Annotated in this window: 22 protein-coding genes; 9 read left to right on the top strand and 13 right to left on the bottom strand. The window is 74.6% G+C overall.

Annotated elements, in window-relative coordinates; genetic code table 11:
* Nucleotides 1-36 precede the first annotated feature (36 nt).
* The 5 genes from AB0I60_RS00195 to AB0I60_RS00175 all read right to left on the bottom strand — a co-directional run bounded on the left by AB0I60_RS00195 (nt 37) and on the right by AB0I60_RS00175 (nt 7,887).
* Nucleotides 37-2,223, bottom strand: coding sequence for an RICIN domain-containing protein (locus AB0I60_RS00195; RefSeq protein ID WP_360724479.1), 2,187 nt, complete (start codon nt 2,221-2,223; stop codon nt 37-39).
* Nucleotides 2,224-2,440: 217 nt separating this feature from the next.
* On the bottom strand, nt 2,441-4,180 hold the full coding sequence (locus AB0I60_RS00190; protein WP_360724477.1) for an ABC transporter ATP-binding protein: 1,740 nt from the start codon (nt 4,178-4,180) through the stop codon (nt 2,441-2,443).
* Nucleotides 4,177-5,862, bottom strand: a complete 1,686-nt coding sequence (locus tag AB0I60_RS00185; protein ID WP_360724475.1) for an ABC transporter ATP-binding protein — start codon at nt 5,860-5,862, stop codon at nt 4,177-4,179. Before AB0I60_RS00185 ends, AB0I60_RS00190 begins: the two co-directional genes overlap by 4 nt.
* Before the next feature lie 93 nt (nt 5,863-5,955).
* Nucleotides 5,956-6,696 carry a hypothetical protein gene (locus tag AB0I60_RS00180; protein WP_360724473.1) on the bottom strand — a complete coding sequence of 247 codons (741 nt, stop codon included), beginning with the start codon at nt 6,694-6,696 and terminating at the stop codon, nt 5,956-5,958.
* A 135-nt stretch (nt 6,697-6,831) separates the two neighbouring features.
* Nucleotides 6,832-7,887 (bottom strand): polysaccharide deacetylase family protein, encoded by a 1,056-nt coding sequence (locus tag AB0I60_RS00175; RefSeq protein WP_360724471.1) that lies wholly within the window; start codon nt 7,885-7,887, stop codon nt 6,832-6,834.
* A gap of 178 nt (nt 7,888-8,065) precedes the next feature.
* On the opposite strand from AB0I60_RS00175, the gene AB0I60_RS00170 reads away from it, so the two are divergent.
* Both AB0I60_RS00170 and AB0I60_RS00165 read left to right on the top strand, forming a co-directional pair.
* Nucleotides 8,066-9,607 carry a putative glycoside hydrolase gene (locus AB0I60_RS00170; RefSeq protein WP_360724469.1) on the top strand — a complete coding sequence of 514 codons (1,542 nt, stop codon included), beginning with the start codon at nt 8,066-8,068 and terminating at the stop codon, nt 9,605-9,607.
* Complete coding sequence (locus tag AB0I60_RS00165; protein WP_360724467.1) at nt 9,604-10,383, top strand: DUF3152 domain-containing protein; 780 nt, start codon at nt 9,604-9,606, stop codon at nt 10,381-10,383. The genes AB0I60_RS00170 and AB0I60_RS00165 overlap by 4 nt, the downstream gene beginning before the upstream one ends.
* Nucleotides 10,384-10,473: 90 nt before the next feature.
* On the opposite strand, the gene AB0I60_RS00160 is transcribed toward AB0I60_RS00165, so the two are convergent.
* Nucleotides 10,474-10,899 (bottom strand): hypothetical protein, encoded by a 426-nt coding sequence (locus AB0I60_RS00160; RefSeq protein WP_360724465.1) that lies wholly within the window; start codon nt 10,897-10,899, stop codon nt 10,474-10,476.
* A gap of 138 nt (nt 10,900-11,037) precedes the next feature.
* Between AB0I60_RS00160 and AB0I60_RS00155 the strand changes: the two genes are divergently transcribed.
* From AB0I60_RS00155 to AB0I60_RS00135, 5 genes are all read left to right on the top strand, one after another.
* The gene (locus tag AB0I60_RS00155) at nt 11,038-11,967 is read left to right on the top strand and encodes a hypothetical protein (protein WP_360724463.1); all 930 of its coding nucleotides are present in this window, start codon (nt 11,038-11,040) and stop codon (nt 11,965-11,967) included.
* Between the two features lie 148 nt (nt 11,968-12,115).
* Nucleotides 12,116-12,478 carry a hypothetical protein gene (locus AB0I60_RS00150; RefSeq protein WP_360724461.1) on the top strand — a complete coding sequence of 121 codons (363 nt, stop codon included), beginning with the start codon at nt 12,116-12,118 and terminating at the stop codon, nt 12,476-12,478.
* An 87-nt stretch (nt 12,479-12,565) separates the two neighbouring features.
* On the top strand, nt 12,566-14,167 hold the full coding sequence (locus tag AB0I60_RS00145) for an ABC-F family ATP-binding cassette domain-containing protein (protein ID WP_360724459.1): 1,602 nt from the start codon (nt 12,566-12,568) through the stop codon (nt 14,165-14,167).
* Nucleotides 14,168-14,201: 34 nt separating this feature from the next.
* On the top strand, nt 14,202-14,693 hold the full coding sequence (locus AB0I60_RS00140; RefSeq protein WP_360724457.1) for a metallophosphoesterase family protein: 492 nt from the start codon (nt 14,202-14,204) through the stop codon (nt 14,691-14,693).
* Between the two features lie 77 nt (nt 14,694-14,770).
* Complete coding sequence (locus AB0I60_RS00135; RefSeq protein WP_360724455.1) at nt 14,771-15,730, top strand: tat pathway signal sequence; 960 nt, start codon at nt 14,771-14,773, stop codon at nt 15,728-15,730.
* Nucleotides 15,731-15,766: 36 nt separating this feature from the next.
* Here AB0I60_RS00135 and AB0I60_RS00130 read toward each other — a convergent pair whose 3' ends face one another.
* From AB0I60_RS00130 to AB0I60_RS00110, 5 genes are all read right to left on the bottom strand, one after another.
* The gene (locus tag AB0I60_RS00130) at nt 15,767-16,687 is read right to left on the bottom strand and encodes a TIGR01777 family oxidoreductase (protein ID WP_360724453.1); all 921 of its coding nucleotides are present in this window, start codon (nt 16,685-16,687) and stop codon (nt 15,767-15,769) included.
* Nucleotides 16,688-16,756: 69 nt separating this feature from the next.
* A complete protein-coding gene (locus AB0I60_RS00125) occupies nt 16,757-17,476 on the bottom strand; it encodes an aminoglycoside phosphotransferase family protein (RefSeq protein ID WP_360724451.1) in 720 nt (239 codons plus the stop codon).
* Nucleotides 17,458-17,703 carry a hypothetical protein gene (locus AB0I60_RS00120; RefSeq protein ID WP_360724449.1) on the bottom strand — a complete coding sequence of 82 codons (246 nt, stop codon included), beginning with the start codon at nt 17,701-17,703 and terminating at the stop codon, nt 17,458-17,460. Before AB0I60_RS00120 ends, AB0I60_RS00125 begins: the two co-directional genes overlap by 19 nt.
* A complete protein-coding gene (locus tag AB0I60_RS00115; protein WP_360724447.1) occupies nt 17,691-18,164 on the bottom strand; it encodes an alpha/beta fold hydrolase in 474 nt (157 codons plus the stop codon). Before AB0I60_RS00115 ends, AB0I60_RS00120 begins: the two co-directional genes overlap by 13 nt.
* A gap of 3 nt (nt 18,165-18,167) precedes the next feature.
* Nucleotides 18,168-18,365: a hypothetical protein gene (locus AB0I60_RS00110; protein ID WP_360724445.1), complete on the bottom strand. Its 198-nt coding sequence runs from the start codon at nt 18,363-18,365 to the stop codon at nt 18,168-18,170.
* Between the two features lie 142 nt (nt 18,366-18,507).
* Between AB0I60_RS00110 and AB0I60_RS00105 the strand changes: the two genes are divergently transcribed.
* The gene (locus AB0I60_RS00105) at nt 18,508-18,999 is read left to right on the top strand and encodes a GNAT family N-acetyltransferase (protein ID WP_360724443.1); all 492 of its coding nucleotides are present in this window, start codon (nt 18,508-18,510) and stop codon (nt 18,997-18,999) included.
* A 129-nt stretch (nt 19,000-19,128) separates the two neighbouring features.
* Here AB0I60_RS00105 and AB0I60_RS00100 read toward each other — a convergent pair whose 3' ends face one another.
* Both AB0I60_RS00100 and AB0I60_RS00095 read right to left on the bottom strand, forming a co-directional pair.
* Complete coding sequence (locus AB0I60_RS00100; protein ID WP_360724441.1) at nt 19,129-20,553, bottom strand: WGR domain-containing protein; 1,425 nt, start codon at nt 20,551-20,553, stop codon at nt 19,129-19,131.
* 97 nt (nt 20,554-20,650) lie between these two features.
* Entirely contained in the window at nt 20,651-21,445 is a 795-nt protein-coding gene (locus AB0I60_RS00095; RefSeq protein ID WP_360724439.1) for an SDR family oxidoreductase, read from the bottom strand.
* Between the two features lie 295 nt (nt 21,446-21,740).
* Between AB0I60_RS00095 and AB0I60_RS00090 the strand changes: the two genes are divergently transcribed.
* Complete coding sequence (locus AB0I60_RS00090) at nt 21,741-23,678, top strand: FAD-dependent oxidoreductase (protein WP_360724437.1); 1,938 nt, start codon at nt 21,741-21,743, stop codon at nt 23,676-23,678.
* Nucleotides 23,679-23,734: the final 56 nt, after the last annotated feature.

The following is a 23,734-nucleotide window of genomic DNA, read 5'->3' as shown; positions in this document are numbered from 1 at the left end:
CCGCCCCCGGGCGTGCCGTTCATCGTCCTCCCGGGCTCACGCGCCGCCGCGAAGCAGCCGCACGCTGCGCACGACGATGTCCGCTGAGCCGCCGTTGTGCAGGCGGAAGTCCATCCCGTTCGCCTGCGCGCCGCGCAGCGCCGCGTCCGACACGGTGAAGATCGCCGTCTTCAACGCCCCGGAGCCGGTGTTCGTGACGGTCGGCGTCGAGGCGATCGCGGCGTTCGCGGTGCTGTACTGCAAGCGCCACTTCGCCGTCCCGGTGTCGCGGTAGGTGACGGCGATCCGGAAGTCGCGGGCGGTGCTCGGTGTGAACCGGTTGTCCACGTCGAAGTAGATGTAGTCGTTGCCGCTCGCGTGGTCGGTGCGCCGGGCGAAGTAGGTCACCGCCGGCTGCGTCGACCCGCCCTCGCCCACCTTGCAGAAGCCGTACTGGTCCGGGGCCCACGTGTGCTGGTCGGTCGGCGTGGTGCGCCCGCCGCCCTCGACGTCCCGTTGCAGGAGGAACTTCTCGTAGTTGTGGTAGCGGCGGGTCCCGTTGTAGCAGCCGTCGTAGAACATCTGGAGGGTGGCCCAAGCGTCCGGCGACTCGTTCACCGGGTAGCCCGCGCTCTGCCGGAAGTAGTTGCGCAGGGCCGCGAACTCCGGGCGCGCCGCGTCGTTGGCGGACGTGCGCAGCTCACGCGGGAAGATCGCCCAGTTGTGGCCCTTCCGCAGCATGTTCAGCACCGCCAGGCGGTAGTAGTCGTAGTTGCCGAACACGCCGGCGAGGTTCGCGATCTCGAACTCGTTGCCGTAGAACGTCAACCCGCTGCGGCCGATCTCGCGCGCCGTCTTCGCCGTCAGGTAGTAGTGGGACTGGCCCGGCTGCGCGCCGACCGGTGTCGGCTGGACGACCGTGGTGTCCTGCCCGATCAGCGGCTGCTTCAGCTGCGCGGTCACGCTTTCGCCGTTGCCCTCGCGCAGTTGGGTGCCCACCGTCCGCAGCGCGTACTCGGACACCCACTTGGGCGCGGTGGGGTCGACCTGCTCGTCGGGCAGGGTCCATTCGCCGGCGCTGGTCCAGACGACCTTGTCCGCGCCGACGGCGGCTGCCCAGGTGTCGATGATGTCCTTGGCGTAGCTCTTGAGGATCGCCGGGGTGAGGCCCTTCTTGACCGCGTCGAGGTAGACGGCCTTGGGCATCCAGAACTCACCGGCGTTGAACGTCGTCGCGTACGCGTACTTGACGCGCGCGTCCGTCCGGTAGCGGCTGAACATGGTCTTGATGAACTTGAGCACTTCCGCGCGCGGGCACGGTTCCCACAGCGCCAGGCCCCACCGCTGCGAGCCGTTGAAGATCTGGCTCACGGTGCGGCACTTGTCGAGGACCCACTGCGGCGCGTGCCACTTCCCCTCGTCGTCGACCGTGCCGAGGATCGTCCAGATGAGCGCGGTCTTCCCGGCCGCGCCGAGCTGGTCCAGGCTGTAGGAGTAGGAGCTGGTGACGCGCTCGATGCGGTCCCAGTCGTAGACCCCTTCCGCCGGGTTGAGGTCCCGCCAGTACGCGCCCACCCAGTGCAGGTCGGTGGTCGGGCTCCAGGTGACCGCCGGCCCCCAGATCTGGTTGAGGCCGCCGTACGGGCTCTTGGCGGGGTAGCGCGCCGGCAGCGCCCAGTACTCGCCGTTGCGTACCTCGACGCTCGGGGGCGCGGGCGCGGCGGGTGCCGTCGTCCAGGTCTGGTTGGGGTTGCCCGTGCAGCCGAAGAGGACGGCGAACGCGCCGTCCGCCGTGCCGCTGCGCTGGACGTCGAGGCAGCGGTTGCTGGACACGTGCACGAAGTGGGAGGTGCCGGCCGTGGTGGCGTTCTGCCTCTTCCACAACTGCGCGGCCGAGCTGTCGCAGGTCCGCTGTTCCAGGCCGGTGTTGTCGGACGTGCCGCCACCGACCGGTTGAACGCACTTGCCGCTGTTCTGCGCAACGAGCCGGACCTGCGAGTTCCCGGCGTCGCGCAACGTCCAGTTCTGGTTGAACGCGCCGGTGCACTCCCACTGCTCGATCAACGCGCCGTCCTGCACCGCCTGCGGGCCGCCGCGCACGTCCAGGCACTTGCCGGAGTGCTGTGCGACGACCGTCGCAGCCTCGGCGGGCGCGGCTGAGCCGAGCGGCCCGCCCGGTACTGCGATCGACCCGGTCAAGACGGCCAGTGCCGCAACCGGGGCGAGCAGTAATCGTCGTGTCATGAGGGGGTTCCTCCTCGCCGGACCTGCGATGCGGTCCCGGCCGGGGCGGCGGGGACCGCCACCCGACTACCCGAGGGGGAGATCCACTACGCGGTCGACCCGTTGACCGGCAACGCTTTCCTCCCGGTGGACGGCAGCGGGCGGGTCGGCCGGATTGCGGGTCGCGCAGACCGGGTGGATCGCGCCGACCGGGGCGGTGGCGCAGGTCGGGCCAGGGTCAGTCCCGGCCCGCCGTCCACGCCTGCCACAGCCGGGCGTAGTGCCCGCCCGCCGCGACGAGGTCGTGGTGCGTGCCCTGCTCCACCACGCGGCCCCGGTCCAGCACCACGACCAGGTCCGCCGACGCGGCCTGGGTGAGCCGGTGCGCCACGACGATCGCCGTCCGGTCGCGCAGCACCCGCTCGGCCGCCTTCTCCAGCAGCCGCGCGCCGCTGCTGCCCGCCTCTGCGGTCGCCTCGTCCAGGATCGCCACCAGCGGGTCGAGCAGCAGCAGCCGGGCCAGGGCGAGCTGCTGCGCCTGCACCACGGTCAGGTCGTGGCCGCCGTCGCCGACCACCGTGCCCAACCCGGCCGGCAGCGCCCGCGCCCAGTCCGCCGCGCCGACGGCGTCCAGCGCCGCCCACAGCTCCGGCTCGCCCGCCCCGGGCCGGACCAGGCGCAGGTCCTCGGCCAGGGTGCCCGCGAACACGTGCACCTCCTGCGTCACCAGGGCGACCGCCGTGCGCCGGGTCTCCGGGTCCACGTCCTCCAGCGCCACGCCGCCGATCCGCACCGCGCCGCCGGTCGGCTCGTGCACGCCCGCCAGCAGCTTGGCCAGCGTGGTCTTCCCGCCGCCGCTGCCGCCCACCAGGGCCACCGTCGCCCCGGTCGGCACGTCCAGCTCGACGCCGTGCAGCACGTCCCGGCCGGGCAGGTAGGCGTAGCGCAGGCCCACCGCCTTCACCGACCCGTCGGACGGCCGGTCGCCGCGCCCCGGGCGCGTGCCGGGCGGCAGGTCCACCACGCCGACCAGCCGGGCCAGGCTCGCCACCGCCGACTGGAGGGTGTCCAGCAGGAACAGCACGCCGTTGATCGGCGTGAACAGGTTGGCGAAGTACAGGGCCGCCGCGCTCGCCGCGCCGATCGTCGCCACCCCGCCGCGCACCAGCAGGAAGCCCGCGACCAGCACCGCGCTCAGGCCGACCACCTCGGCCAGGTTGAGCCGGCCGAAGAACCGGGTCTGCACCCGGGTCACCGCCACGGCCATCGCCACGCTTCGGTCCACCCGCCGGCCGACCCGCCCGACGTGGTCGGCGCCCAGCCGGAACGCCCGCACGGTCACCGCGCCGCTCAGCGAGTCCAGCAACTGCTGCTGCTCGCCGCCGGCCGCCTCCCGCCGGGCCGCGTAGAGCGGCGCGGAGCGGCGCAGGTACCAGCGCGAGGTCCACGCCTGGATCGGCACCGCGAGCAGCGCCGCCGCGCCGAACCGCCAGTCCAGCGCGGCCAGCCCGACCACGGTCAGCGCGATCACCAGGGCCGACTGGGCGAACTCCGGGATCGCCTCCCGGACCGCCGAGCCGACCAGCGCGACGTCCTCGGTGATGCGGGAGGTCAGGTCGCCCGACCCGCCCTGCTCGATGCGCTCCAGCGGCAGGTCCAGGGCGTGCGCGACGAAGTCCTCCCGCAGCGCCGCGAGCACCTGTTCGCCCAGCCGGGCCGTGGACCGCAGCCCCGCGTACGCCAGGCCGCCCTGGACCAGCGCGACCGCCGCGAGCTGCGCCACCGGCACCACGACCGAGCCGCCGGCCACCGCCAGGTCGACCACGCGGCCGAGCAGGGGCGCGGTGACCGTGCTCGCCCCGGCCGCGCCGAGCAGGCACCCGACCGAGGTCAGGGCCGCCCACCGGTGGGTGCGGACCAGCCGCAACAGCACGGCGCGGGTCCGCTTCGGCGTGGCGACGGGCAGCAGCGCGGTCACGACAGGACCAGCTCTCGGTAGGACTCGTTGGCGCTCAGCAGCTCCGCGTGCCCGCCGGACGCGACGACCGACCCGCGCTCGACGTAGACGACCCGGTCGGCCACCGCGAGCAGTGCCGGGCTGCTGCACAGGACGATCGTGGTCCGCCCGGCGCGCACCTCCCGCACCCCGGCCGCGATGGCGGCCTCGGTGACCGCGTCCACGGCGGTGGTCGGGTCGTGCAGCACGAGGACCGGGGGGTCGGCGTGCAGCGCGCGGGCGAGCGCGACGCGCTGCCGCTGCCCGCCCGACAGCGAGCGCCCGCGCTCGGTCACCGCCGTGGCGAGCCCGTCGGGCAGCGCGGCGGCCATCCGGTCCACCTGGGCGGCCCGCACGGCGACGCCCGGGTCACCGCCGCCGCCCGCCAGGACGTTGTCCTCCACCGTGCCCTCGAACAGGTCCGCGTCGTGCGGGGAGACCAGCACCGCCGCGCGCAGCACGTCCGGCGCGACGTCGGTCAGCGGCGTCCCGTCGAGGGTGAGCCGCCCGGCGTCCGGGTCGGCCTCGCGGCCGAGGAACCGGCGCAGCGCCGTCGCCTCGGCCGGGTCGGCGGTCACCACGCACACCCACTCGCCCGCCGCCACGGACAGGTCCAGCCCGGCCAGCCGGCCGCCGGTCACCGCCGCCAGCTCGACCCGGCCGGTCACCCCACCGGGCAGGTCGCCGCCGCCGGTCACGGCCGGTGCCGCGTCCAGCACCCGGGCGATCCGGGCGGCCGACGCGCGCCCGGCGGCCACCGACGCGGTGATCTCGCCCAGCGTCCCCAGCGGCCCCAGCAGGAACTGCGCCAGCCCCACGGCCGACACCAGGTGCCCGGCGGTGATCTCGCCGGAGGCCGCGAGCCCGCCGCCGACCAGCGCCACGACCGCCAGGAACACGCCGTTCACCGCGACGACCGCGCCCGAGTACCCGGCCTCGGCCCGGCTGGTGTGCAGGGTCGCGGCCAGCGACGCCCGGCTCACCGCCCGGTACCGGGTGACGCCCGCGCCCTCCGCGCCCAGCCCCTTGACCACCCGCACGCCGCGCACCAGGTCCGTCCCGACGCCCGCCGCCCGCGCGGCCTGCTCCTGCTGCGCGGCGGCCCGCCGCTCCAGCGGGCTGCTCAGCGCCCGCACCAGCAGCATCACCGGGGGCGTCCCGAGCAGGATCAGCAGTCCCAGCGGGATCGACACCAGCAGCAGCGCGACCCCGGCCACCGCCACGCCCACCACGGCCGCGATGCCGTGCGGCAGCAGGTAGTTGACCATCGCGGTGCGCCGCACGTCCGCCGTGGCGATGCTGACCAGCGCGCCCGGCGGCAGGCCGGCGTCCGCGCCGCCCCGGCTGTCCAGCACCCGGCCGGCCAGCGCCAGCCGCAGCGCCCGGTCCGCGCGCACCCCCGCCAGCAGCCCGACCCGCGCGCCGAAGCGGTAGCACGACGACAGCACCAGGAAGTCCACCGCGAGCACGGCCAGCCAGAACGCCAGCGCGCCCGGGTCGCCCGTGGTGATCGCTTGGTCCAGCACCACGCCGATCAGCAGCGGCACCATCGCCTCGCCGGCCTGGTGGCCGGTGAACAGCGCGGAGGTCGCCGCGATGCGCCCGCGCTGTCCGCGCACCGACCCGCGCAGCACCCCGCCGTCCGGCGAACCGGATCGACCCACCCCAGCCTCCCCCGGTCGACCGGGCACCCCTGCCCAGGTGTGCCTACCCTAACCTCGGCCGCCGGGGGTGGTCGTCGCGGGACAGCGGTGGGGTCAGCGGTGGTGCGGGCCCGGGCGGCGCTTGCGGGCGGCGCGCGTGGTGGCCGCGCCGGCGGCGATGAGCGCGAGGCCGAGCCACAGCAGGTCGGTCAGCCGGTCGTCGGTGCCGGTCGCGGCGAGCGCCTGCCCGTCCGGGTGGTGTCCGGCTGCCACGACCGGTGCCGCAGCGGGTGCCGCTGCCACCTGCCGGGCGGGCGGCGCGGTGCCCTGCGGGGCGGCTGCCGCTGCGGTCACGCGCTCGACGGAGGGCGGCTGGACCGACGTCCCGGACACCGTGGGGGAGGCCGTGGTGGCCGTGGTGTTCGTCGTGGCGGCCGTGGTGGTGAGCTGGGTCGTCGTCGCGGTGGTGGCGTTGGGCGGGGTGGGGCCGCCCTGCACGACCGTGGTCGTGGTCGTGGTGGGTCGGACGGCCGTCGTCGTGGTGATCGGCGGGTCGCCCCGGTCGGAGTCCGCGCCCGCCGGCGTGATTGCCGGCGCTTCCTCGGCCGGGAGGTCCTGGTCCGAAGAGGACATGTCCGGGTGGGACACACTTTGGGGAACTTGGTTCGTCAGCAGCAGGAAGGGGTTGTCCAGTGGGGACGGGGCGTCCCAAGCCGGTCTGGCCGGGAACGGACCGAGGTCGGCCGGGGCCGGTTCGGCGCTGGTGGTCCCGGTGCACGACATCATGCCCACGGCGACGGCAGCGGCGGCGAGGGCGAACGTGCGGGCGGCGGAGCGGTCGGGGTCGTTGCTCATGCCCCCTGCGTAGAGGTCGGCGGCGGATCGCGCTCTGCGGAACCTCCTTGTTGCCCCGGGGAGGTGAAATTCCGCCACGTGCCGTGAGCACCGCCGGGAGGTGGGCCGCGACGACCGGCGCGGCCCACCTCCGGGTCAGTACGCGACGGCCTTGCCGGCGTACTGCGGCGCGGGGCGGTTGGGCGAGGCCGCCGGGTAGGAGATGCGGTCCGCCACGCCGTCCGAGGTGTACCGGGCGGCCGGGTTGGCGGCGAGCTGGTCCAACCACGACGTGGAGCCGAAGGCCGCTTCCTCGCCGGTCGCGTCCTGGGAGCGGATGCGCGGCACGTTGAGCGGGTCGAACCCGGTCGAGTACGGCGACGGTGCCGGGTTGGAGCCCACCAGCAGCACGCACGCGTGCTCGTAGGACGTGCCGTCGAACGACCCGCGCAGGGCCAGCGACGCCGTCCCCGGCACCGCGCCGAACGGCAGGGCGAGGCTGGACACCGCGTACCCCGGCACCGCCCGCTGGATCTCGCGCAGGCCCGACACGATCGCCTCCTGCACCTGCTCGTCGCCGGCGGCGGACAGGTTCGTGTGCTGCTGGGTGTGGTTGCCCACCTCGAAGTCGTGGTCCCGCAGCCACGCCAGCACGCCCGCGCCGTCCGCCGTGCCGAACGGGGCGGCGTTGACGTACAGGCTCGCCACCGGCCGGAAGCCCGGGTGGCGCGCGGCGACGTCGAGCAGGACGGCGATCGCCGTGCCCGGTGCCGGGCCGCCGTCCGGGCCGAGCGCGAACTGGGTCGGGTCGCCGTCGTCGAACGTCAGCACCACCGGGTGACGCCCGGCCGGGACGTCGAGGCGGCCGGTGGCGTACTCGGTCGCCGTCACCGGCACGTAGCCCTCGGCCGCCAGCCGCTCCAGCTCCGCCCGGAAGCCGTCCGGGGTGCGGTCGTAGACCGACGTCGGCTGCGCCGTCAGCCGGTGGTACATCAGCACCGGCACCTGGCCCAGCTCGTCGGCCCCGACCGACGCCGGGTCCGGTGCGGACGAGGGCTGCGCCGAGGAGGACTGGGCGGCGGGTGCGGCGGGTGCCGGCGGTGTCGAGGAGGGCGGCTCGGGCGCGGACTGGGCACCGCACGCGCAACAGGCGGCGGCGACGAGGGCGACGGCGAGCGGACTCCTGCGGGTGGGCACGGGTGCGTCGTTCACACACCGATACTGGCGTGCCCGCGCTCCCGGCGACGGCGCACGCAGAACATACCCACCATCGGATGATGTTGCGTTTGGAGGGCGACGCGGCGGGCTAGTCGCTGCTTGACTGTGCCGGACCCGGAGAGCCGAGGAGTTGCCGGTGTCACAGAAACCAGCCACGACCAAACGGGTCCTGGTGCCTCTCGTCGCAGTCGCGGTACTGCTGTTGGTGGCCGGGACCGTCACCACGATCGTCTACAGCCGCGACGTCAGCCTCGCCGTCGCCGACCTGGCCGACGGCACCTCCATCACCCCGGCCGGCGTCGCGCGGGTCGCCGTCACCACCGCCGACCCCGCCGACCTCGGCGAGGTCTCCGTCCAGGTGGACGGCCGGCCGGTGGAGGTCAAGCGGGACGGCGGCCGGATGACGTTGGCCGGCGTCGACCTGGCCGAGGGGCCGCACACCCTGTCCGCCCGCGCGCCCAACCCGCTGCCGTGGCTGCCCGACGAGACCGTCGAGCGGACCTTCACCGTGGACGGCACGCCGCCCGCCGTGGTGGTCGAGCCCGCCGAGGCGACCTCGCCGCGCGGCCCGCTGACCGTGCGCGGCACCGTCGAGGGCGCGGACAAGGTCCGGCTCGGCGACCGCGAGGTGGAGGTGCGCGACGGCCGGTTCGAGGCGTCGCTCGACGCCGTGCCCACCCGGTTGCAGGTCCGCGCCGACGACCGCGCCGGCAACACCGCGCAGCAGGACGTCGCGGTCCGGGTCACCCACCCGGGGATGCGCGCGGTGCACCTGAGCGCCACCGCGTGGGCGACCCCGGAGCTGCGCGACCCGGTGCTGGCGCTGGCCCGCGAGCACCGGATCGACACCGTGCAGCTCGACATCAAGGACGAGAGCGGCGAGATCGGGTACGACTCGCAGGTGCCGCTGGCCCGCCAGGTCGGCGCGAACAAGGGCTACTACGACGCCCGCGCCGCGCTGGACCAGCTGCACGGCATGGGGCTGCGGGTGGTGGGCCGGGTGGTCGCCTTCCGCGACCCGGTGCTGGGCCGCGCGTCCTGGGAGTCCGGCGCGCGCGACCGGGTCACCCAGGACACCTCCGGTGCGGCCTGGTCGGCGCACTACGGCGAGTACGCGTTCACCAACTTCGCCAACCCCGAGGTGCGCGACTACAACATCGCCATCGCCAAGGAGGCCGCCCAGCTCGGCTTCGACGACATCCTCTACGACTACGTGCGCCGGCCGGACGGCCCGCTGTCCCGGATGGCGTTCCCCGGCCTGGCCGTCACGCCCGAGCAGTCCATCGTGGAGTTCCTGCGCGACACCCGGGCCGCGATCCGCCCGCTGGGCGCGTACCTCGGCGCGTCGGTGTTCGGCATCGCCGCGCATAGCCCCACCGACGTGGCGCAGGACATCCCGGCCATGTCGCCGCACGTCGACTACGTCGCGCCGATGGTCTACCCGTCGCACTGGGGCCCCGGCGAGTACGGCGTGGGCAACCCCAACGCCCAGCCGTACGAGATCGTGCGGGCGTCGGTGGCGAACTTCGTGGACATGACCAAGGGCACCGGGACGGTCGTGATCCCGTGGCTCCAGGCGTTCTCGCTCGGGCACCACTACGGCCCCGGCGAGATCCAGGCGCAGGTCGCGGCGAGCCGGGACGCGGGAGCCCCGTCCTTCCTGCTGTGGAACGCGGCGTGCGGCTACGGGGACTCGGGCCTGGAGCCGGCATGAAGGTGGTGCCCGTCGCGTACCTGACGGGGCTGAGCCTCGCCGTCACCGCCGTGCTCGCGCTGGAGTTCGGCGCGACGCCCCGGCCGGCGGCGGTCCGGTGGCCCGCGTCGGGCGTGCCGGCGGTCACGGCGGTGGCGGCACCGACCACGCCTCCGCCGCCGGGCCGGTCGGCCGAGCTGCCGGACGGGCTGCCCTTCCCGCAGCACGGCACCGGCACCTGGCGGGTGGTCCCCGGGACGTTCGGGACCGCCGGCACCCCGTACGCGGTGGAGGTGGAGGAGGGCGCGGCGCTGCCGCGCGACGGCGACAACTTCGCGGCCGTGGTGGACTACGCGCTCGCCCACCCGCGCGGGTGGGCGCGGACGGGTGCCGCGTTCCGCCGGGTCGACGGGACCGTCGAGCCCGAGCTGCGCGTCCGGCTCACCTCGCAGGAGACGGCGCGGCGGCTGTGCGGCTTCGAGCTGCCCTACGACGTCTCGTGCCGCATCGGGCCCGAGGTGTACGTCAGCGCGGCGCGGTGGTTCCGGGGCGCGCACGCGTACGGCGGCGAGCTGCGGTCGTACCGGCTGTACGTGGTCAACCACGAGGTCGGCCACTTCCTCGGCCACGGGCACGAGCCGTGCCCGGCGGACGGGGCGCCCGCGCCGGTGATGATGCAGCAGACGCTGAGCACCGACAACGACGAGCTGGCCGCCCTCACGTCCGGGGTGGACCAGGGCGTGGCGATCGCCGCCAACGGCAACTCGTGCACCGCCAACCCGTGGCCGTCCCCCTGACCGCGAGTGCGGCTCCGCCCGGCAGGAAGCGGGCGCGGGGAACCGGTGGTCGAGCCGGACCGCTCCGCCGGGCGGATGCTCTTGGGGAAGTCAGTCGAGCAGGGGCCGTTCGAGCACCGGGTCGACCGGTTCCCTCGGCTCCGGGGCCGGGGTGGTCGGCGCGAGCGGCGGCCCGGTCGGGTGCTGGAGGTTGATCAGGACCGGGTGGCCCCCGGTGTCGAACTCGATCACGCCGGACCGGCCGGAGGTGAGCGCCCGGTCGATCTCGGCGAGGATCTCCAGCAGCACGAGCTGGGCGTGCTCCAGGGTGTCGGCGTGGGTGATCACGTACTCGTGGCTCCGGCCGCGCTGGCCGTCCGCGTCGCCGTGGAGCTGGACGACCACGCCGTACGGCCGGGGCGGGTCGGGGGTGAGCAGCAGGGCGGCGCCGATCCGCAGCAGCAGGTCGGCGCGCACCAGACCCCGGTCGTAGGTCGGGAGCCACACCTGGGGGGTCCCGGTCGGCATCGTGGTCATGACCCCAATGTAAGAGCGCCGCCGCCATACCGAGCCGCGCGCGATCCGCAAACTCCCGGATCGGGTGAGGTACCCGCCCCGGCTCGTCGGCTGCCTCCCGGCGAGGGCGGTCCGGGGCGTGGCCTAGCGTTGCGGCCCATGAGCGGCGACGTCGTGACCTGTTCCGTGGACGGTTCCGTGCGGGCTCACGTGTTCCCGGGCGGGCACGTGGTGGACTTCCCCGTCGAGGCGGGTGTGCGGCCGGTCCGGCACGCCGCCGCGCGGGACCTCGGCCGGGCCGCGTACGTGACCGGCGACGAGCTGGTCGCCGTGGACCGGACCGGCGCGGTGCTGTGGCGGTACGGGTTCGGTCCGGTCGTGCGGGCGCGGTACTCCGCCGAAGGGGCGTGTGCGTTCTCCCCGGACGGCGGGTCGGTGTGGCTCTACCTGCCGGACGCGATGGCCGGGCGCGGGGACGGCGGCGACCGGTGGCTGGTCCTGGACGCGGCGACCGGCGAGGTGCGCGCGCAGGCCGCGCTGGACTCCGAGGGGCACGGCGGGCGGCACTTCCCGCACCCGGACGGCGTGCACGTGCTGCTCGACGTCGGCGAGGGCCAGGACGGCGTCCGGGTCTACCGGGGCCGCCTCGACGGCACCGCCCCCGGCGGCTCCCTCGACCTGCACGCCTACCCGTGGGGTGACCGCATCCTGCTGGGCGTCGCCCCGGACGGCCACCGGTTCCTGACCGCCGACCACGCCCAGGAGGACGTCGCCCTGCACACCTTCCCGGACGGCGAGGTGGTGGCGCGGCTCGCGGTGGACGACTTCGGCCACGACCCCGGGGAGGTGTTCGTGGAGTGGAGCGGCGGCTTCCTCGACGCGGCCACCGCCGTGGTCGCGCTCGTCGGGGAGACCGACGGCGAGGACTGGACCCGGTACCACCTGGTCGACGTCGAGGGCGGGCAGCCGCTCGGCGTCCTCGACACCCCGCCGGACGGTTCCGAGGGCATCCGGCCGCTGGGCGACGGGTCGTGGCTCACCTTCGACCCGGCCGGCCGGCCGACGCACCACCGGGAGGCCGTCCGGTGACACCACGACCAGCGCGCGGGAAGCCGGTGCGGCGGCCGGGCTTCCCCCGGTCGGAACCGGTCACCCGGGTGCGCTCGCGGTTCGTCGGGGCGGTGCGGCCGGGCCCGACCGACGAGTTCCGCCGGGCCGTCGCCCGGCGCGGGCGGTCGTGCTGCACGCCAACGAGTTCACCGACTACTCCTGCGCACCCGGCCCGCTGACCGACCCGCCCGGGGTGAGCGGCCGGCAGCGCCGCGACGAGCTGATGCGCCACGCCGGGCCGACCCGTTCCACTGCACCCCGCTGCACGGCCGGCACAGCGGCCGGACGTCCGCCCGGGGACACTTCGGGCACACGCCGGCTGGACCACTGCCCTCCGTCCGAGCCCCCGGTGCGAGTGGCCCTCCAGGCCGGCACCCGGGAGTGGGTGGTGCCGTGGTCCGGGGACCGGTCGGGCGAAATCCGGATGACCTCGACCGCCGGCCCGACTACCGTGGCCGCCGTGATGCACCAGCAGCTGTTCTTCGTCTGAGGGACGACGCCTCCACCGGTACCGCGCGTTTCGCGGCACCGGAGTTCGTCCTCTCCGTGCATCACCTCTCGTTGGAGGCAGTTCCCCATGTCGTCGCACCTCTCGCACGCCCCGGTCCGGGCCGCGCACGTCCGCGCGTCCGACGTCCACCTCTCCTTCGGCGGGCGGCCCGTGCTCGTCGGGGTCGACCTCGTCGCCGCCGGCGGCGACCGCGTCGCCCTGGTGGGGGAGAACGGGCGCGGCAAGACCACCCTGCTCCGCGTGCTCGCCGGCGAGCTGCCGGCCGATCGCGGCGACGTGCGGCGCGCGGGCTCGCTGGGCGTCGCGGACCAGCAGATCCCGCTCGACCTCGACGCCACCGTCGGCGACCTGGTCGACCTCGAACTGACGTCGGCGCACGGCGCGCTGGCCCGCCTGGAGCGCGCCGGCGACGAGCTGGCCGCCGGCCGTCCCGGCGCGGACGACGCCTACGCCGCCGCGCTCGCGGAGGTCGACGCGCTCGACGCGTGGGACGCCGACCGGCGCGTGCAGGTCTCGCTGGCCGCGCTGGGCGCGGTCACCGACCGCGCGCGCCCGCTGGGCACCCTCTCGGTCGGGCAGCGCCACCGGGTGCGGCTGGCGTGCCTGCTCGGGGCCGGGCACCAGGTGCTGCTGCTCGACGAGCCGACCAACCACCTCGACGCCGCCGGCCTCGCCCACCTCACCGAGCGGCTGCGCGCCCACCCCGGCGTGGTCGTGCTGGTCAGCCACGACCGGGCGCTGCTCGCCGACGTGGCCACGGCGGTGGTCGACCTCGACCCGTCCAGCGACGGCCGGCCGCGCGTGTTCGGCGGCGGCTACCACGCCTACGTCGAGGGCCGGCGGGCCGAGCGCGCCCGGTGGGAGGCCCTGCACGCCGAGCAGGTCGCCGAGCGGCAGCGCCTGGCCGACGACCTGTCCGCCGCGCAGAACCGGCTGCGGGACAACTGGCGGCCCGACAAGGGCCACGGCAAGCACACCCGGGCCACCCGCGCGCCCGGCCTGGTCCGCGCCGTGCACCGCCGCCAGGAGGACCTGGACGCGCACGTGGTGGAGGTGCCGCCGCCGCCGACCGCGTTCACCGCGCCCGACCTGCCCGAACTCCGGGGCACGACGCTGCTGCGGGCGCAGGGCGTGACCGTGGCGGGACGGCTCGCCCGGCCGGTCGACCTGGCTTTGGAGTCCGGGGCCCGGCTGGTCGTCACCGGCCCCAACGGCGCGGGCAAGTCGACCCTGCTGGCGGTGCTGGCGGGCGGCCTGGAGCCGACCACGGGCGGCGTCACCCGGGCCCGCCCGGCGCGGGTGGGGTGGCTCGGCCAGGAGTCCGAGCCGCCGGGCCGGCGCACGGCCGTGGACCTGCACGAGGAGCGCCGCGCCCGCTCGCCGCTGCCGACGCCGCGCCTCGCGGACGTGGGCCTGCTCGACCCCCACGACCTGCACCGGCCGGTGTCGGAGCTGTCGGTGGGTGCCCGCCGGCGGCTGGACCTCGCGCTGGTGCTGGCGGGGCAGCCGCACGTGCTGCTGCTGGACGAGCCGACCAACCACCTGTCGGCCGCGCTGGTGGACGAGCTGACCACGGCCCTGGCGACGACCCCGGCGGCGGTGGTGATCGCCACCCACGACCGGCAGCTCTTGCGCGACACCCGCGCCTGGCCGCACCTCGCGCTGTGACCACCGGGAGCCCCCGCCGGGGCATGATGAGGTGGTGAGAGTGGTCGTGCTGTCCGACACCCACGCGCCGCGCAGGTGGAAGGGGTGCCCGCCGAAGGTGGCCGAGCACCTGCGCGGTGCCGACCTCATCCTGCACGCGGGCGACGTGTGCGTGCCCGGCGTGCTGGACGAGCTGTCGGCCTACGCCCCGGTGCACGCGGTGTGCGGCAACAACGACGGCCCGGACGTCGTCGCGTGGGGTGCCCCGGAGACGGTGGAGCTGGAGATCGCGGGGCTGCGGGTGGCGATGGTCCACGACAGCGGCCAGAAGACCGGCCGGGCCGCCCGGATGCGCCGGCGGTTCCCGGACGCGGACCTGGTGGTGTTCGGGCACTCGCACATCCCGCTGGACGTCACCGAGGCGGGCGTGCGCATCTTCAACCCGGGCTCCCCGACCGACCGCCGCCGCCAACCGCACGGCACGATCGGCCTGCTCACCATCGAGGACGGGCAGGTGCTGGAGGCCGCGATCGTGCCGGTCGACTGACCTGGCGGTGTCCTGTGGTCGCCGCTCTCGTCCTCTTCACGGTCGACGGCGTCACCCGGTCCGCGTAACCTGCCGTGGTGCATCTGCGTGCTTGGCCGGTCCTGGTCGCCTGCCTGTTGACGGTCACCGCGTGCAGCGCCAGCGAGGCGGCGGCCCCGCCTTCCTCCCAGGTCCGGACCTCGACCTCCTCGGTCGCGCCTCCGTCGTCACCGCCGTCGTCCGACGCACCGCCGGTCACGAGCACGGCCTCCGCAGCGCCTCCGGTGGCGACGTCGGAGGCGAAGGGCGAGCAGTGCCCGCTGCCGGAGTCGGGCTTCGACTGCGACCTGCAACGCCGCGTCGCGCAGGTGCGGCGGTACGTCGCGGGCCGGCCGGGCGACGTCGGGATCGTCCTGCGCGACCGGGAGACCGGCGCGGTGTGGCGCAACGAGCACGCTGGCGACATGGTGTGGACGGCGTCGACCATCAAGCTCGCCATGACCGTCGACCTGCTCCGCCGCGACCGCGCGGGCGAGGTCGCGCTGACCGACGAGGACCACGCGCTGATCACCGCGATGCTGCACGACTCCGACGACGACGCGGCCGACGCGCTGTGGGAGCGCTACGCGGGTCAGGACCGGCGGGCGTTCAACGCCGCGTTCCCGTCCTACGGCCTGACCTCGCTGGTGCCGGCGGACCCGTCCCGGCCGTACTGGGGCTTCCAGAAGTGCACGACCGACGACCTGGACCGGCTGATCGGCCACGTGCTGTCCCGCCTGCCCGCCGCCGACCGGTCCTACGTGGTCGGCGAGATGCGCGCGGTGGGCCCGGACCAGCAGTGGGGCGTGTGGGGCGCCGGGCCGTCGGCGCGACCGGGCACCAAGGACGGCTGGTCGGAGGAGGCCGGCGGCTGGGTGATGAACACGGTGGGGTTCGTCGGGCCGGGTGAGCGGTTCACCGTCGCCGTGATGAACGACCTGGGCGGCGAGGGCGGGTACGCCGAGGGCCGCGCGACCGACACCGAGGTGGCCCGCATCCTGTTCGGCGACCGCTTCTAGGAACGCCGACCCGGGCGGGGTGCCGCCCGGAGCGGGTCACCGGGGGCGGCGGGCGAGGTCCCGGGCGGCGTGCGGCCAGGTTTCGTGGCGGAAGGTGAAGCCGGCGTCCAGCAGGCGCGTGGGCACGACCCGTCGGCTCTTCAGCAGCAGTTCGGTGTCCGAGCGGATCGCCCACGCGCCCAGCTCCGCCATCCACCTGGTCGCCGGCAGGCCGAACGGCACCCCGCACGCGGCGCGCAGCTCGCGCATGAAGTCCCGCTGCGGCAGGGGGTGCGGGGCGGCGAGGTTCACCGGGCCCGCCACGTCGTGGGTGAGCAGGAACTCGACGGCCCGGACGAAGTCCTCCGCGTGCAGCCACGACACGTACTGCGCCCCGCCCGCGACGGGACCGCCGAGCCCCAGCCGGGCCAGGGTGCGCAGCACCGTGAACGCGCCTCCCGGCTCGGCGCTCATCACGATCGCCGTGCGCAAGGCCGTTTTCCGGGTCGCCGGGGTGTCGACCTCGGCCTGGGCCTCCTCCCAGCGGCGGGCGATCTCGACGCTGTACGCCCAGTAGTCGGGCACGCCGGGCTCGTCGCCGCCGATCAGGCCGGTCGGTTCGTCGTTGGGCGCGTCGAAGCGGTGGGCGTAGACGGTCGCGGTGCTCATCTGGAGCCAGACCTTCGGCGGCCGTTCGGCGGCGGCGATCGCCCGGCCGACCGCCCGCGTCGAGTCGACCCGGGACGCCATCATCTCGCGCAGGTTGTCGGTGGTGTACCGGCAGCTCACGCTCCGGCCGGCGAGGTTGACCACGGCGTCCGCGCCGTCGACCTCGGCGGTCCACGGGCCGGGGGTCCGGCCGTCCCACCGCACGCCACTGCGCCGGCCGAGCACGACCACGTCGTGCCCGGCGGCCGAGAGCGCCCGCGTGAGGAACCGCCCGATGTGCCCCGAGCCGCCGGGTACCACGATCTTCATGACCGACCCCCTGGTTTTGAACGTGTTCAAAAATGAGGGTACACCGGGACGGTGATCGCGGTGCCGGCCTCACCGCAGGGCGGAGAGCAGCAGCGCCCGGTGCTCGCGGACCAGCTCGCGGTCGGCGGTCGCCCAGGCGACGGCGTTGCGGGCGTGCGCGCGGCGGGCGGCGGGGGAGGCCGGGTCGGCGAGGGTGGCCGTCGCCCTCTCCACGACCCGCGTCTGCCGGTCGACCACCGCCGCCACCAGCGCCTCCGGCTCGACCTCGCCGTAGCCGTCGCGCAACTCCGCCAGGTGGGCGGCCTGGTCGGCGACCGGCACGTTGCCGACCGCTTGGACGCACCACGTCCACGCCAGGTACGCCAGGTCGTCCAGCCGGCTGCCCGGGGCGCACGTCGTCCAGTCGATGAACGCCACCGGCAGCCCGTCCCGGAAGATCGCGTTGAACGGGCCGGGGTCGCCGTGCGCGACGCACTCCGCGCCGCCGGCCAGGGGGTGGCCGGCGGTGGCGTCGTGCAGCCGGCGGAGCATCGTCCCGGCGAGCGCGTACGCCCCGGCCGCGCGCTGCGACGGGTGGTCGGTCGTCCGGCCGGGCAGGTAGGTCAGCACGTCCCGGCCCGCGTCGTCGGTGCCCAGGTACCGGGGCGCGTGCGGGTAGCCCACGGCCTCCAGGTGGCGCAGCACCTCGGCGGCGAAGTCCGCCCGGGGCCCTCGGCTGCGGCGCACCGTGTCGCCCACGCGGACGACCTCCTCGGTGTCGTTCCCACCGGTCAGCGGTTCTTCTTCCACGGGGCGCAGACCCTACCCGGGCCGGTGGCACGGGTGTGGGCCGAAGCGGGCACCGGACCAGAACGCGAGCACGTCGCGGTTGAACCGCGAGGGGCGCTCCCGTTCGCGCAGTGGCCGACCTGCCGGTAGACCAGCGTGTCCACCTCGGGCAGGTGGGCGGTGACCATCCGCACGACCGGCGGCGGCAGGTAGAGGTCCGAGTCGCCGGTGACGATCAGGGTGCGCACGGACAGCGTCGCCGGCCGGGCCCAGTCGATCGGTGCGGACAGCCCCTGGCCCTCGATCGGCCGGCCGGCGACCGCGCGGAGATTCCCTTCCACGCTGCGGTCCCCGCCTCGTTCGCGGCGCAGTAGAACGGGCTCGGCTCCCGGGAGTCGTGCGGCAGGTCGCCGAAACCCGGCGGGCGCAGCAGCGCGGTCACCCGCAGGTGCTCGGGGTCGGAGATGCCCAGGTAGCTGCTCACGACGACCAGGCTGAGCAGCCTGCGCGGGTGCGGCAGCGCGTAGTCCGTCGCGTAGAAGCCGCCCAGCGCTGCGCCGAGCAGGTGGAACCACCGCAGGCCGAGGTGGTCGACCAGGGCGCCCAGGTCGGCTGCGCCCACCCCGGGGTTGCCCGGCTCCGGCGGGGTCGAGTTGTGGTGGCCGCGTCGGGAGTAGGCGATCACGCGGTAGCCGGCGCGGGCGAACACGGGCTACCGGTACGGCCACGACAGGACGCTGCCGCTGCCGGGGTGCAGGAGGACGACGGCCGGGCCGCGCCCGCCGGTGTCCCAGAACCACAGCCGTCCGCCCGGCACGTCCGGGGAGGACTCCCGGGCGGGCACCTGGTCCGGGATCGGCTCGGGCGTCAGGGGCGCGCACCGGTCGTCGGGTTCGGTCGGGTCGGTCATGTGCCGGGCTCCCGGGTTCGGTGGGCAGGGCGTTCGCCCCGTGTGGTAGCCGGTGGGCGGCCTCGGGTGCGATGCCGTTCCGGTGCCCGGGACGGCGCTGTCGTCCTGAGGTCGGGAGTGGACGCCGGGGTAGCGTGCGGCCGTGGAGCTGTCGATCGAGCGGGCGACCCGCGAGGACGCGGACGAGGTGCTGCGGCTGCGCCGGGGTGCGGAGGACTGGCTGGCCGGGCGGAACATCGAGCAGTGGCGGCCCGGCGGGTTGTCGGTCGCCGAGGTGGGGCCGCAGATCGACGCCGGCCAGTGGTACGTGGCGCGGTCGGGCGACGCGGTGTGCGGGGCGTTCCGGCTGCTGTGGTCCGACGAGCCGGTGTGGCGCGCGGAGAACGCCTTCGCGGCCTACGTGCACGGCCTGGTGACCGACCGCCGGTACGCCGGCGCCGGGCTCGGCGGCCGGCTGCTCGCCTGGGTCGCCGAGCACGGGCGGCGGGCGGGGGCCGCGCTGCTGCGCCTGGACTGCGTCAAGCACAACGAGCGGCTCCGCCGCTACTACGCCGACCTGGGCTTCCGCGAGGTGGGGGAGCGGACCTACGGCGGCGGCACCTGGGTCAACGTCCTGCTGGAGAAGGCGATCTGACCGGCCGTGCGGTGCGCTCGCGGCGGCCGGACCGCGCGCGCACCGCACGGCCGAGGGCTCCGCGCGCGGAACCTGCACGGCCTTCACTATTCCTTCAGTGATCACCAAAGATCACCCACTCGACCGCCGTCAGCGCAGGCGCTTGATCTCGCCCCGGGCGCGGTAGAACGAGCCGCCGGCCGAGGAGAGCACCTCGGACACCAGGTAGCGGGCTCCGGGGACGCGGATGTTCTTGGGGAACTGCACGCCCCACGTCCGGTCGTAGCCCTCCGACACGACGTGCACCCGGATCCGGCCGCCCTCCTGGACGCACTCGACCACGACGCCCTCACCGGGTGCGACGCCCGTGACCACCTCCACCTCGGCGGTCGCCTCGACGCGGTCGATCGCGCCGGCCTTGATGTCCTGGCGCGGCGGCAGCTGCCCCTGCTCGGCGGCGTGCACGGCGGCCGGGCTCGCGTCCAGGCAGGCCAGCGACCCGTCCGTGGTCACCAGGTACAGCCGCTCGTCGCGGTACTGCATGGAGAACGCCGAGCCGCAGCCCGTGGCCAGCTTCCACAGCCGGGTGCCGTCGGCGGCGAAGCAGTACACCGAGGACTGGTTGTCGCCCGCGAAGACGAACTCGCCGTCCGGCGAGGTCGCGCAGGAGAACACGGCCGCGTCGCAGCGGTAGTGGCCGGTCTCGCGGCCGTCGGCCTTGGCGAACCGGTGCACCCGGCCGCGACTGGTGCCGGCGAACACCTCGGCGCGCTCCTGCCAGCCGAACAGCACCTCGCCGACGGTGTCGGCGTGCCACGCCCGGTGGCCCCGGCCGGTGTAGTGGGTGACGCCCCGGGAGTGGCCGTGGAACACGCCCTCCGGCGAGCAGCGGACCATCCAGGCGCTGTCGCCGCCGGCCGTGGACGACCACTGGAACTCGTCCTCGTGGTCCACCACGGTGACCTTGCCCTGCCGGTCGGACACGCCCAGCACGCCGTCGTGGATGTCGAGCCAGTAGATGTCGACGTCGTCGGCGATCTCGTAGGCCACCCGGGGCACCTTCGCGCCGAGGTCGTAGACCTGGCCGTCGTCGCAGCCCGCGTAGATCCAGAAGTCGTCGGCCACGATGCACTTGACCGAGTCGGGCAGGCCGAACCGCCCGGTGACCCGGCCGTCGTGGGTGAGGGTGTAGACGTCGCCGTTCTCGTTGCCGACCCAGGCGCGGTCCTCGCCGATGAAGATGCCGAAGGCCGGGGCCCCGGACGCGAACCGCCAGAGCACGGGTGCCTGGTGGGCGGTCGAGCGGGTGCTGACGATCTGCCGCCGGCTGACCGAGCGGCGTTGGCGCACCCCCCTGACGGCGGGGGCGTAGCCCTTGCGCACCTTCTCGCCGATCTTCTTCTCGGCGGCCTTGAGCGCCTTGGCGTGGTCGGCGAAGGACGCGCTCCTCACCTGCCCCTGTTCGCCGATGCGGCCGTAGGTGATGGTGACCTCGGTGTCGTCGACCCGCACTTCGTAGAACTTGTGCGCGCCGCCGCCGGATTCGGACAGCTCCAGGTAGGTCGTGCCGGACATGCGTTCGTTCCCCCTCGTGGCGTCAACTGCGCGCACCGTATCGAGGGACACCGACAATTCCGCGCGCGCTCCCGGTCGGCGGGGGTGGCGCGGGGTGTCAGGGGAGGATGGAGTCGACGTAGCCGCCGTCGACGCGGACGGCCGCGCCGGTCGTGGCGGAGGACTGCGGGGAGCTGAGGTAGACGACCAGGTTGGCGATCTCCTCCGGTTCGATCAGCCGGCCGAGCAGGGACTGCGGGCGGTGCAGGCGCATGAACTCGCGCTGCGCCCGTTCCCAGGGCAGGTCGCGGTCCACCAGTTGGTAGACGAAGTCCTCGACGCCCCCGGTGTGCGTGGGGCCGGCGATCACGCTGTTGACCGTCACGCCGGTCCCGGCGGCTTCCTTGGCGAACCCGCGCGAGACGCCCAGCAGCGCCGTCTTGGACACCCCGTAGTGGATCATCTCGGCGGGGATCACCACGGCCGAGTCGCTGGCGATGTACTGCACCCGGCCCCAGCCGCGCTCCTTCATGCCGGACAGGTAGGCGCGGGTCAGCCGGATCGCGGAGAGGACGTTGACCTCGAAGTAGCGCTGCCACTCGTCGTCGGCGATCTCCAGCGCGGGTTGCGCGCCGAACACGCCGACGTTGTTGACCAGCACGTCCACCTCGGGCAGCGAGGCCCGCAGCCGGTCCGCGCCCTCGGCGGTGGAGACGTCGCCGGGTGCTCCGACCAGGTCCGCGCCCGGGACCTCGGCGCGGATGCGCTCGACGGCCCCGGCCACCGCGTCGGGCCTGCGCCCGTTGACCGCCGTCCGGGCCCCGGCGCGGGCCAGGGCGGTGGCGATGGCCTCGCCGATGCCCTGGGTGGAACCCGTGACCAGGGCGGTCCGGCCGGTGAGGTCGAGGTGCATCCGGGTCTCCCTGCGTCGGCGTCGGGCTGTCGTCCCCCACCGAACCACGGGCCGCGCGCCGCCGCCACGGACGCCGGCCGGGTGCGGGTGCTGTGCCGGGGAGAACGGCGTTCGATCACCGATCGTATTCACCGCGGCGACCGTTTCACTCTTTAGTGATATTTTGGCGGTGGGTGCCCCGTGTTATGATAATTCCACTCGCAATCGCGGGAATTCGTTCGACTCCGAAAAACCTGCCGAGAAGTGCTGTCGGTGTCGTCTGCGGCTGTTCCCCCGATCCCGAGGACGATGTCCCATGACGAACGACCACCTGCCGGTCGGGCTGCCCTCCGTCCTCGTCGTCGGGGCCGGCATCGCCGGGCTGGCCGCCGCGCGGACCCTGCACGACCTCGGCTACCCGGTCACCGTCCTGGAGGCCCGCGACCGCGTCGGCGGGCGCATCTGGACCGACCGGGACGGGGTCGACCTGGGCGCGCACTGGATCCACGGCACCGACGGCAACCCGGTCACGGAGCTGGTGGAGAGCCTGGACATCCCGTACAGCTACGTCGGCGGGGACAGCGCGTACACCGGGGGCTTCGACCGGCTGCGGCTGGTCGGCGTGGACGGGCAGGTGCTCGGGCACGCCCTGAAGAACCACGTGCTCGAACTCGCCGACAGCGTGCTGCACGAACTCGAACAACGCGCCGAACTCGCCCGGAAACGGGAACTCCCGGACATCTCGCTGGCCGAAGCGGTCGACGCGATCATCGCCGCGCGCGATTTCAGCGACGAGCACGAGCGGGGTATCCGCTACCACTTGAACGTGATCCTGCGGGAGGACGTCGCCGAGGACGCGAGCAAGCTCTCGCACAAGTACTGGGAGGACGGTTACCTGGTCTACGGCTACGGCGACAGCATCCTGCGGGACGGCTACCAGTCCGTCGTGGCGGCCCTCGCCGAGGGGCTCTACGTGCAGTTGGAGCACGTGGTGACCCGGATCGACAGCAGCGGGAGCGGGCAGCCCGTCCGGGTGGTGACCGATCGCGGCGACTTCCAGGCCGACAAGGTGCTCGTCACGCTGCCGCTGGGCGTGCTCAAGAGCGGGGTGGTCACCTTCGAGCCGCCGTTGCCCGAGGCGAAGCGGGCGGCCGTCGCGCGGCTCGGTTTCGGCACGCTCAACAAGGTCGCGTTGCACTACCGCGCGCCGTTCTGGCCGCCGGACCAGTACGTGTTCGGATACCTGTGCCGGGACACCGACCGCTACCCGACGGTCGTGATCAGCATGTGGAAGTCGCACGGCCGGGCGACCCTGGTGATGCTGCTCGGCGCGTCGCTGGGCCGGGATCTGGAGACCTGGTCGGACGAGGAGGTCGAGGGCTACGCAACGACCGTCGTCCGGGACATGTTCGGCCCCGACGCGCCCGCGCCCGAGCACCTCACGCGCACGGCGTGGTCGGCCGACCCGTTCGCGCGCGGGTCCTACGCCTGCATCGGTGTCGACGGCTCGCCCCGCGACCTGCGGACGCTCGCCGAGCCGGTCGGCGGGAACCTGTTCTTCGCCGGGGAGGCGACGAACAGCTACCACTGGGGCTGCGTGCACAGCGCCTACGAGTCGGGCCTGCGCGAGGCCGCGCGGATCAGCGGCAACCCCGCGCTCTACACGCCGCCCACGGCCGAGATCTCCCGGCGGCAGCGGCGCGACATCGACCGGATGAAGCGGTTCGCCGGGATGCGCATGGGGCACCTGGGCGAGGACGCGGTGCGGGAGCGCGTCACCTGCCTGCGGGAGAGCGTCGACCCGTACGGCGTGCGCGTCTTCGCGTCGCTGGAGGGCACCGAGCTGGACGCGCTCGCGTCGATGTTCGACGAGGTCGACTTCTCCGCCGGTGACGTCCTGTGCCGGGAGGACGACGCCGCGCACGGTGTCTACCTGATCTCCGGCGGTGAGGTCGAGGTCGACTTCGGGGGCATCTACGAGCGCGCGGCGCTGGGCGCCGGCGCGCTGCTGGGCGGTCACGACCTGTTCTTCACCGCGCGCACCACGACGGTGACCGCGCTGGGCGAGGTGCGGGCGTACTTCCTGGACCACTACCGCTACAAGACGTTCCTCTACGCGTTCCCGGACGTCATGATGCTGATGATCGAGAACCTCGTGGCGCGGTGGGAACAGCTGGAGAGCACGCTGGGCGGAACGACCCTGCCCGGTGCGCAACGGCTGCACCGCGCGCAGCGCCCGCACGGCGGCCTCTAGCAACGCTCCGGCAGGGGTCGGTCGCGGCGCGTCGTCGCCGGGCCGGTCGGGTGGCT

The organism is Actinosynnema sp. NPDC050436, from assembly GCF_040655415.1.
Taxonomy (GTDB): domain Bacteria; phylum Actinomycetota; class Actinomycetes; order Mycobacteriales; family Pseudonocardiaceae; genus Actinosynnema.
The sequence above is the reverse complement of the archived record's forward strand: the minus strand, read 5'-3'. Positions and strand labels throughout refer to the sequence as shown.

Coding starts and splice junctions, on each gene's coding strand:
- AB0I60_RS00195 (WP_360724479.1), bottom strand. CDS start 2,223: ATGACACGACGATTACTGCTCGCCCCGGTTGCGGCACTGGCCGTCTTG.
- AB0I60_RS00180 (WP_360724473.1), bottom strand. CDS start 6,696: ATGAGCAACGACCCCGACCGCTCCGCCGCCCGCACGTTCGCCCTCGCC.
- AB0I60_RS00130 (WP_360724453.1), bottom strand. CDS start 16,687: ATGAAGATCGTGGTACCCGGCGGCTCGGGGCACATCGGGCGGTTCCTC.
- AB0I60_RS00160 (WP_360724465.1), bottom strand. CDS start 10,899: ATGACCACGATGCCGACCGGGACCCCCCAGGTGTGGCTCCCGACCTAC.
- AB0I60_RS00095 (WP_360724439.1), bottom strand. CDS start 21,445: ATGCACCTCGACCTCACCGGCCGGACCGCCCTGGTCACGGGTTCCACC.
- AB0I60_RS00145 (WP_360724459.1), top strand. CDS start 12,566: ATGTCGTCGCACCTCTCGCACGCCCCGGTCCGGGCCGCGCACGTCCGC.
- AB0I60_RS00165 (WP_360724467.1), top strand. CDS start 9,604: ATGAAGGTGGTGCCCGTCGCGTACCTGACGGGGCTGAGCCTCGCCGTC.
- AB0I60_RS00110 (WP_360724445.1), bottom strand. CDS start 18,365: ATGACCGACCCGACCGAACCCGACGACCGGTGCGCGCCCCTGACGCCC.
- AB0I60_RS00090 (WP_360724437.1), top strand. CDS start 21,741: ATGACGAACGACCACCTGCCGGTCGGGCTGCCCTCCGTCCTCGTCGTC.
- AB0I60_RS00155 (WP_360724463.1), top strand. CDS start 11,038: ATGAGCGGCGACGTCGTGACCTGTTCCGTGGACGGTTCCGTGCGGGCT.
- AB0I60_RS00100 (WP_360724441.1), bottom strand. CDS start 20,553: ATGTCCGGCACGACCTACCTGGAGCTGTCCGAATCCGGCGGCGGCGCG.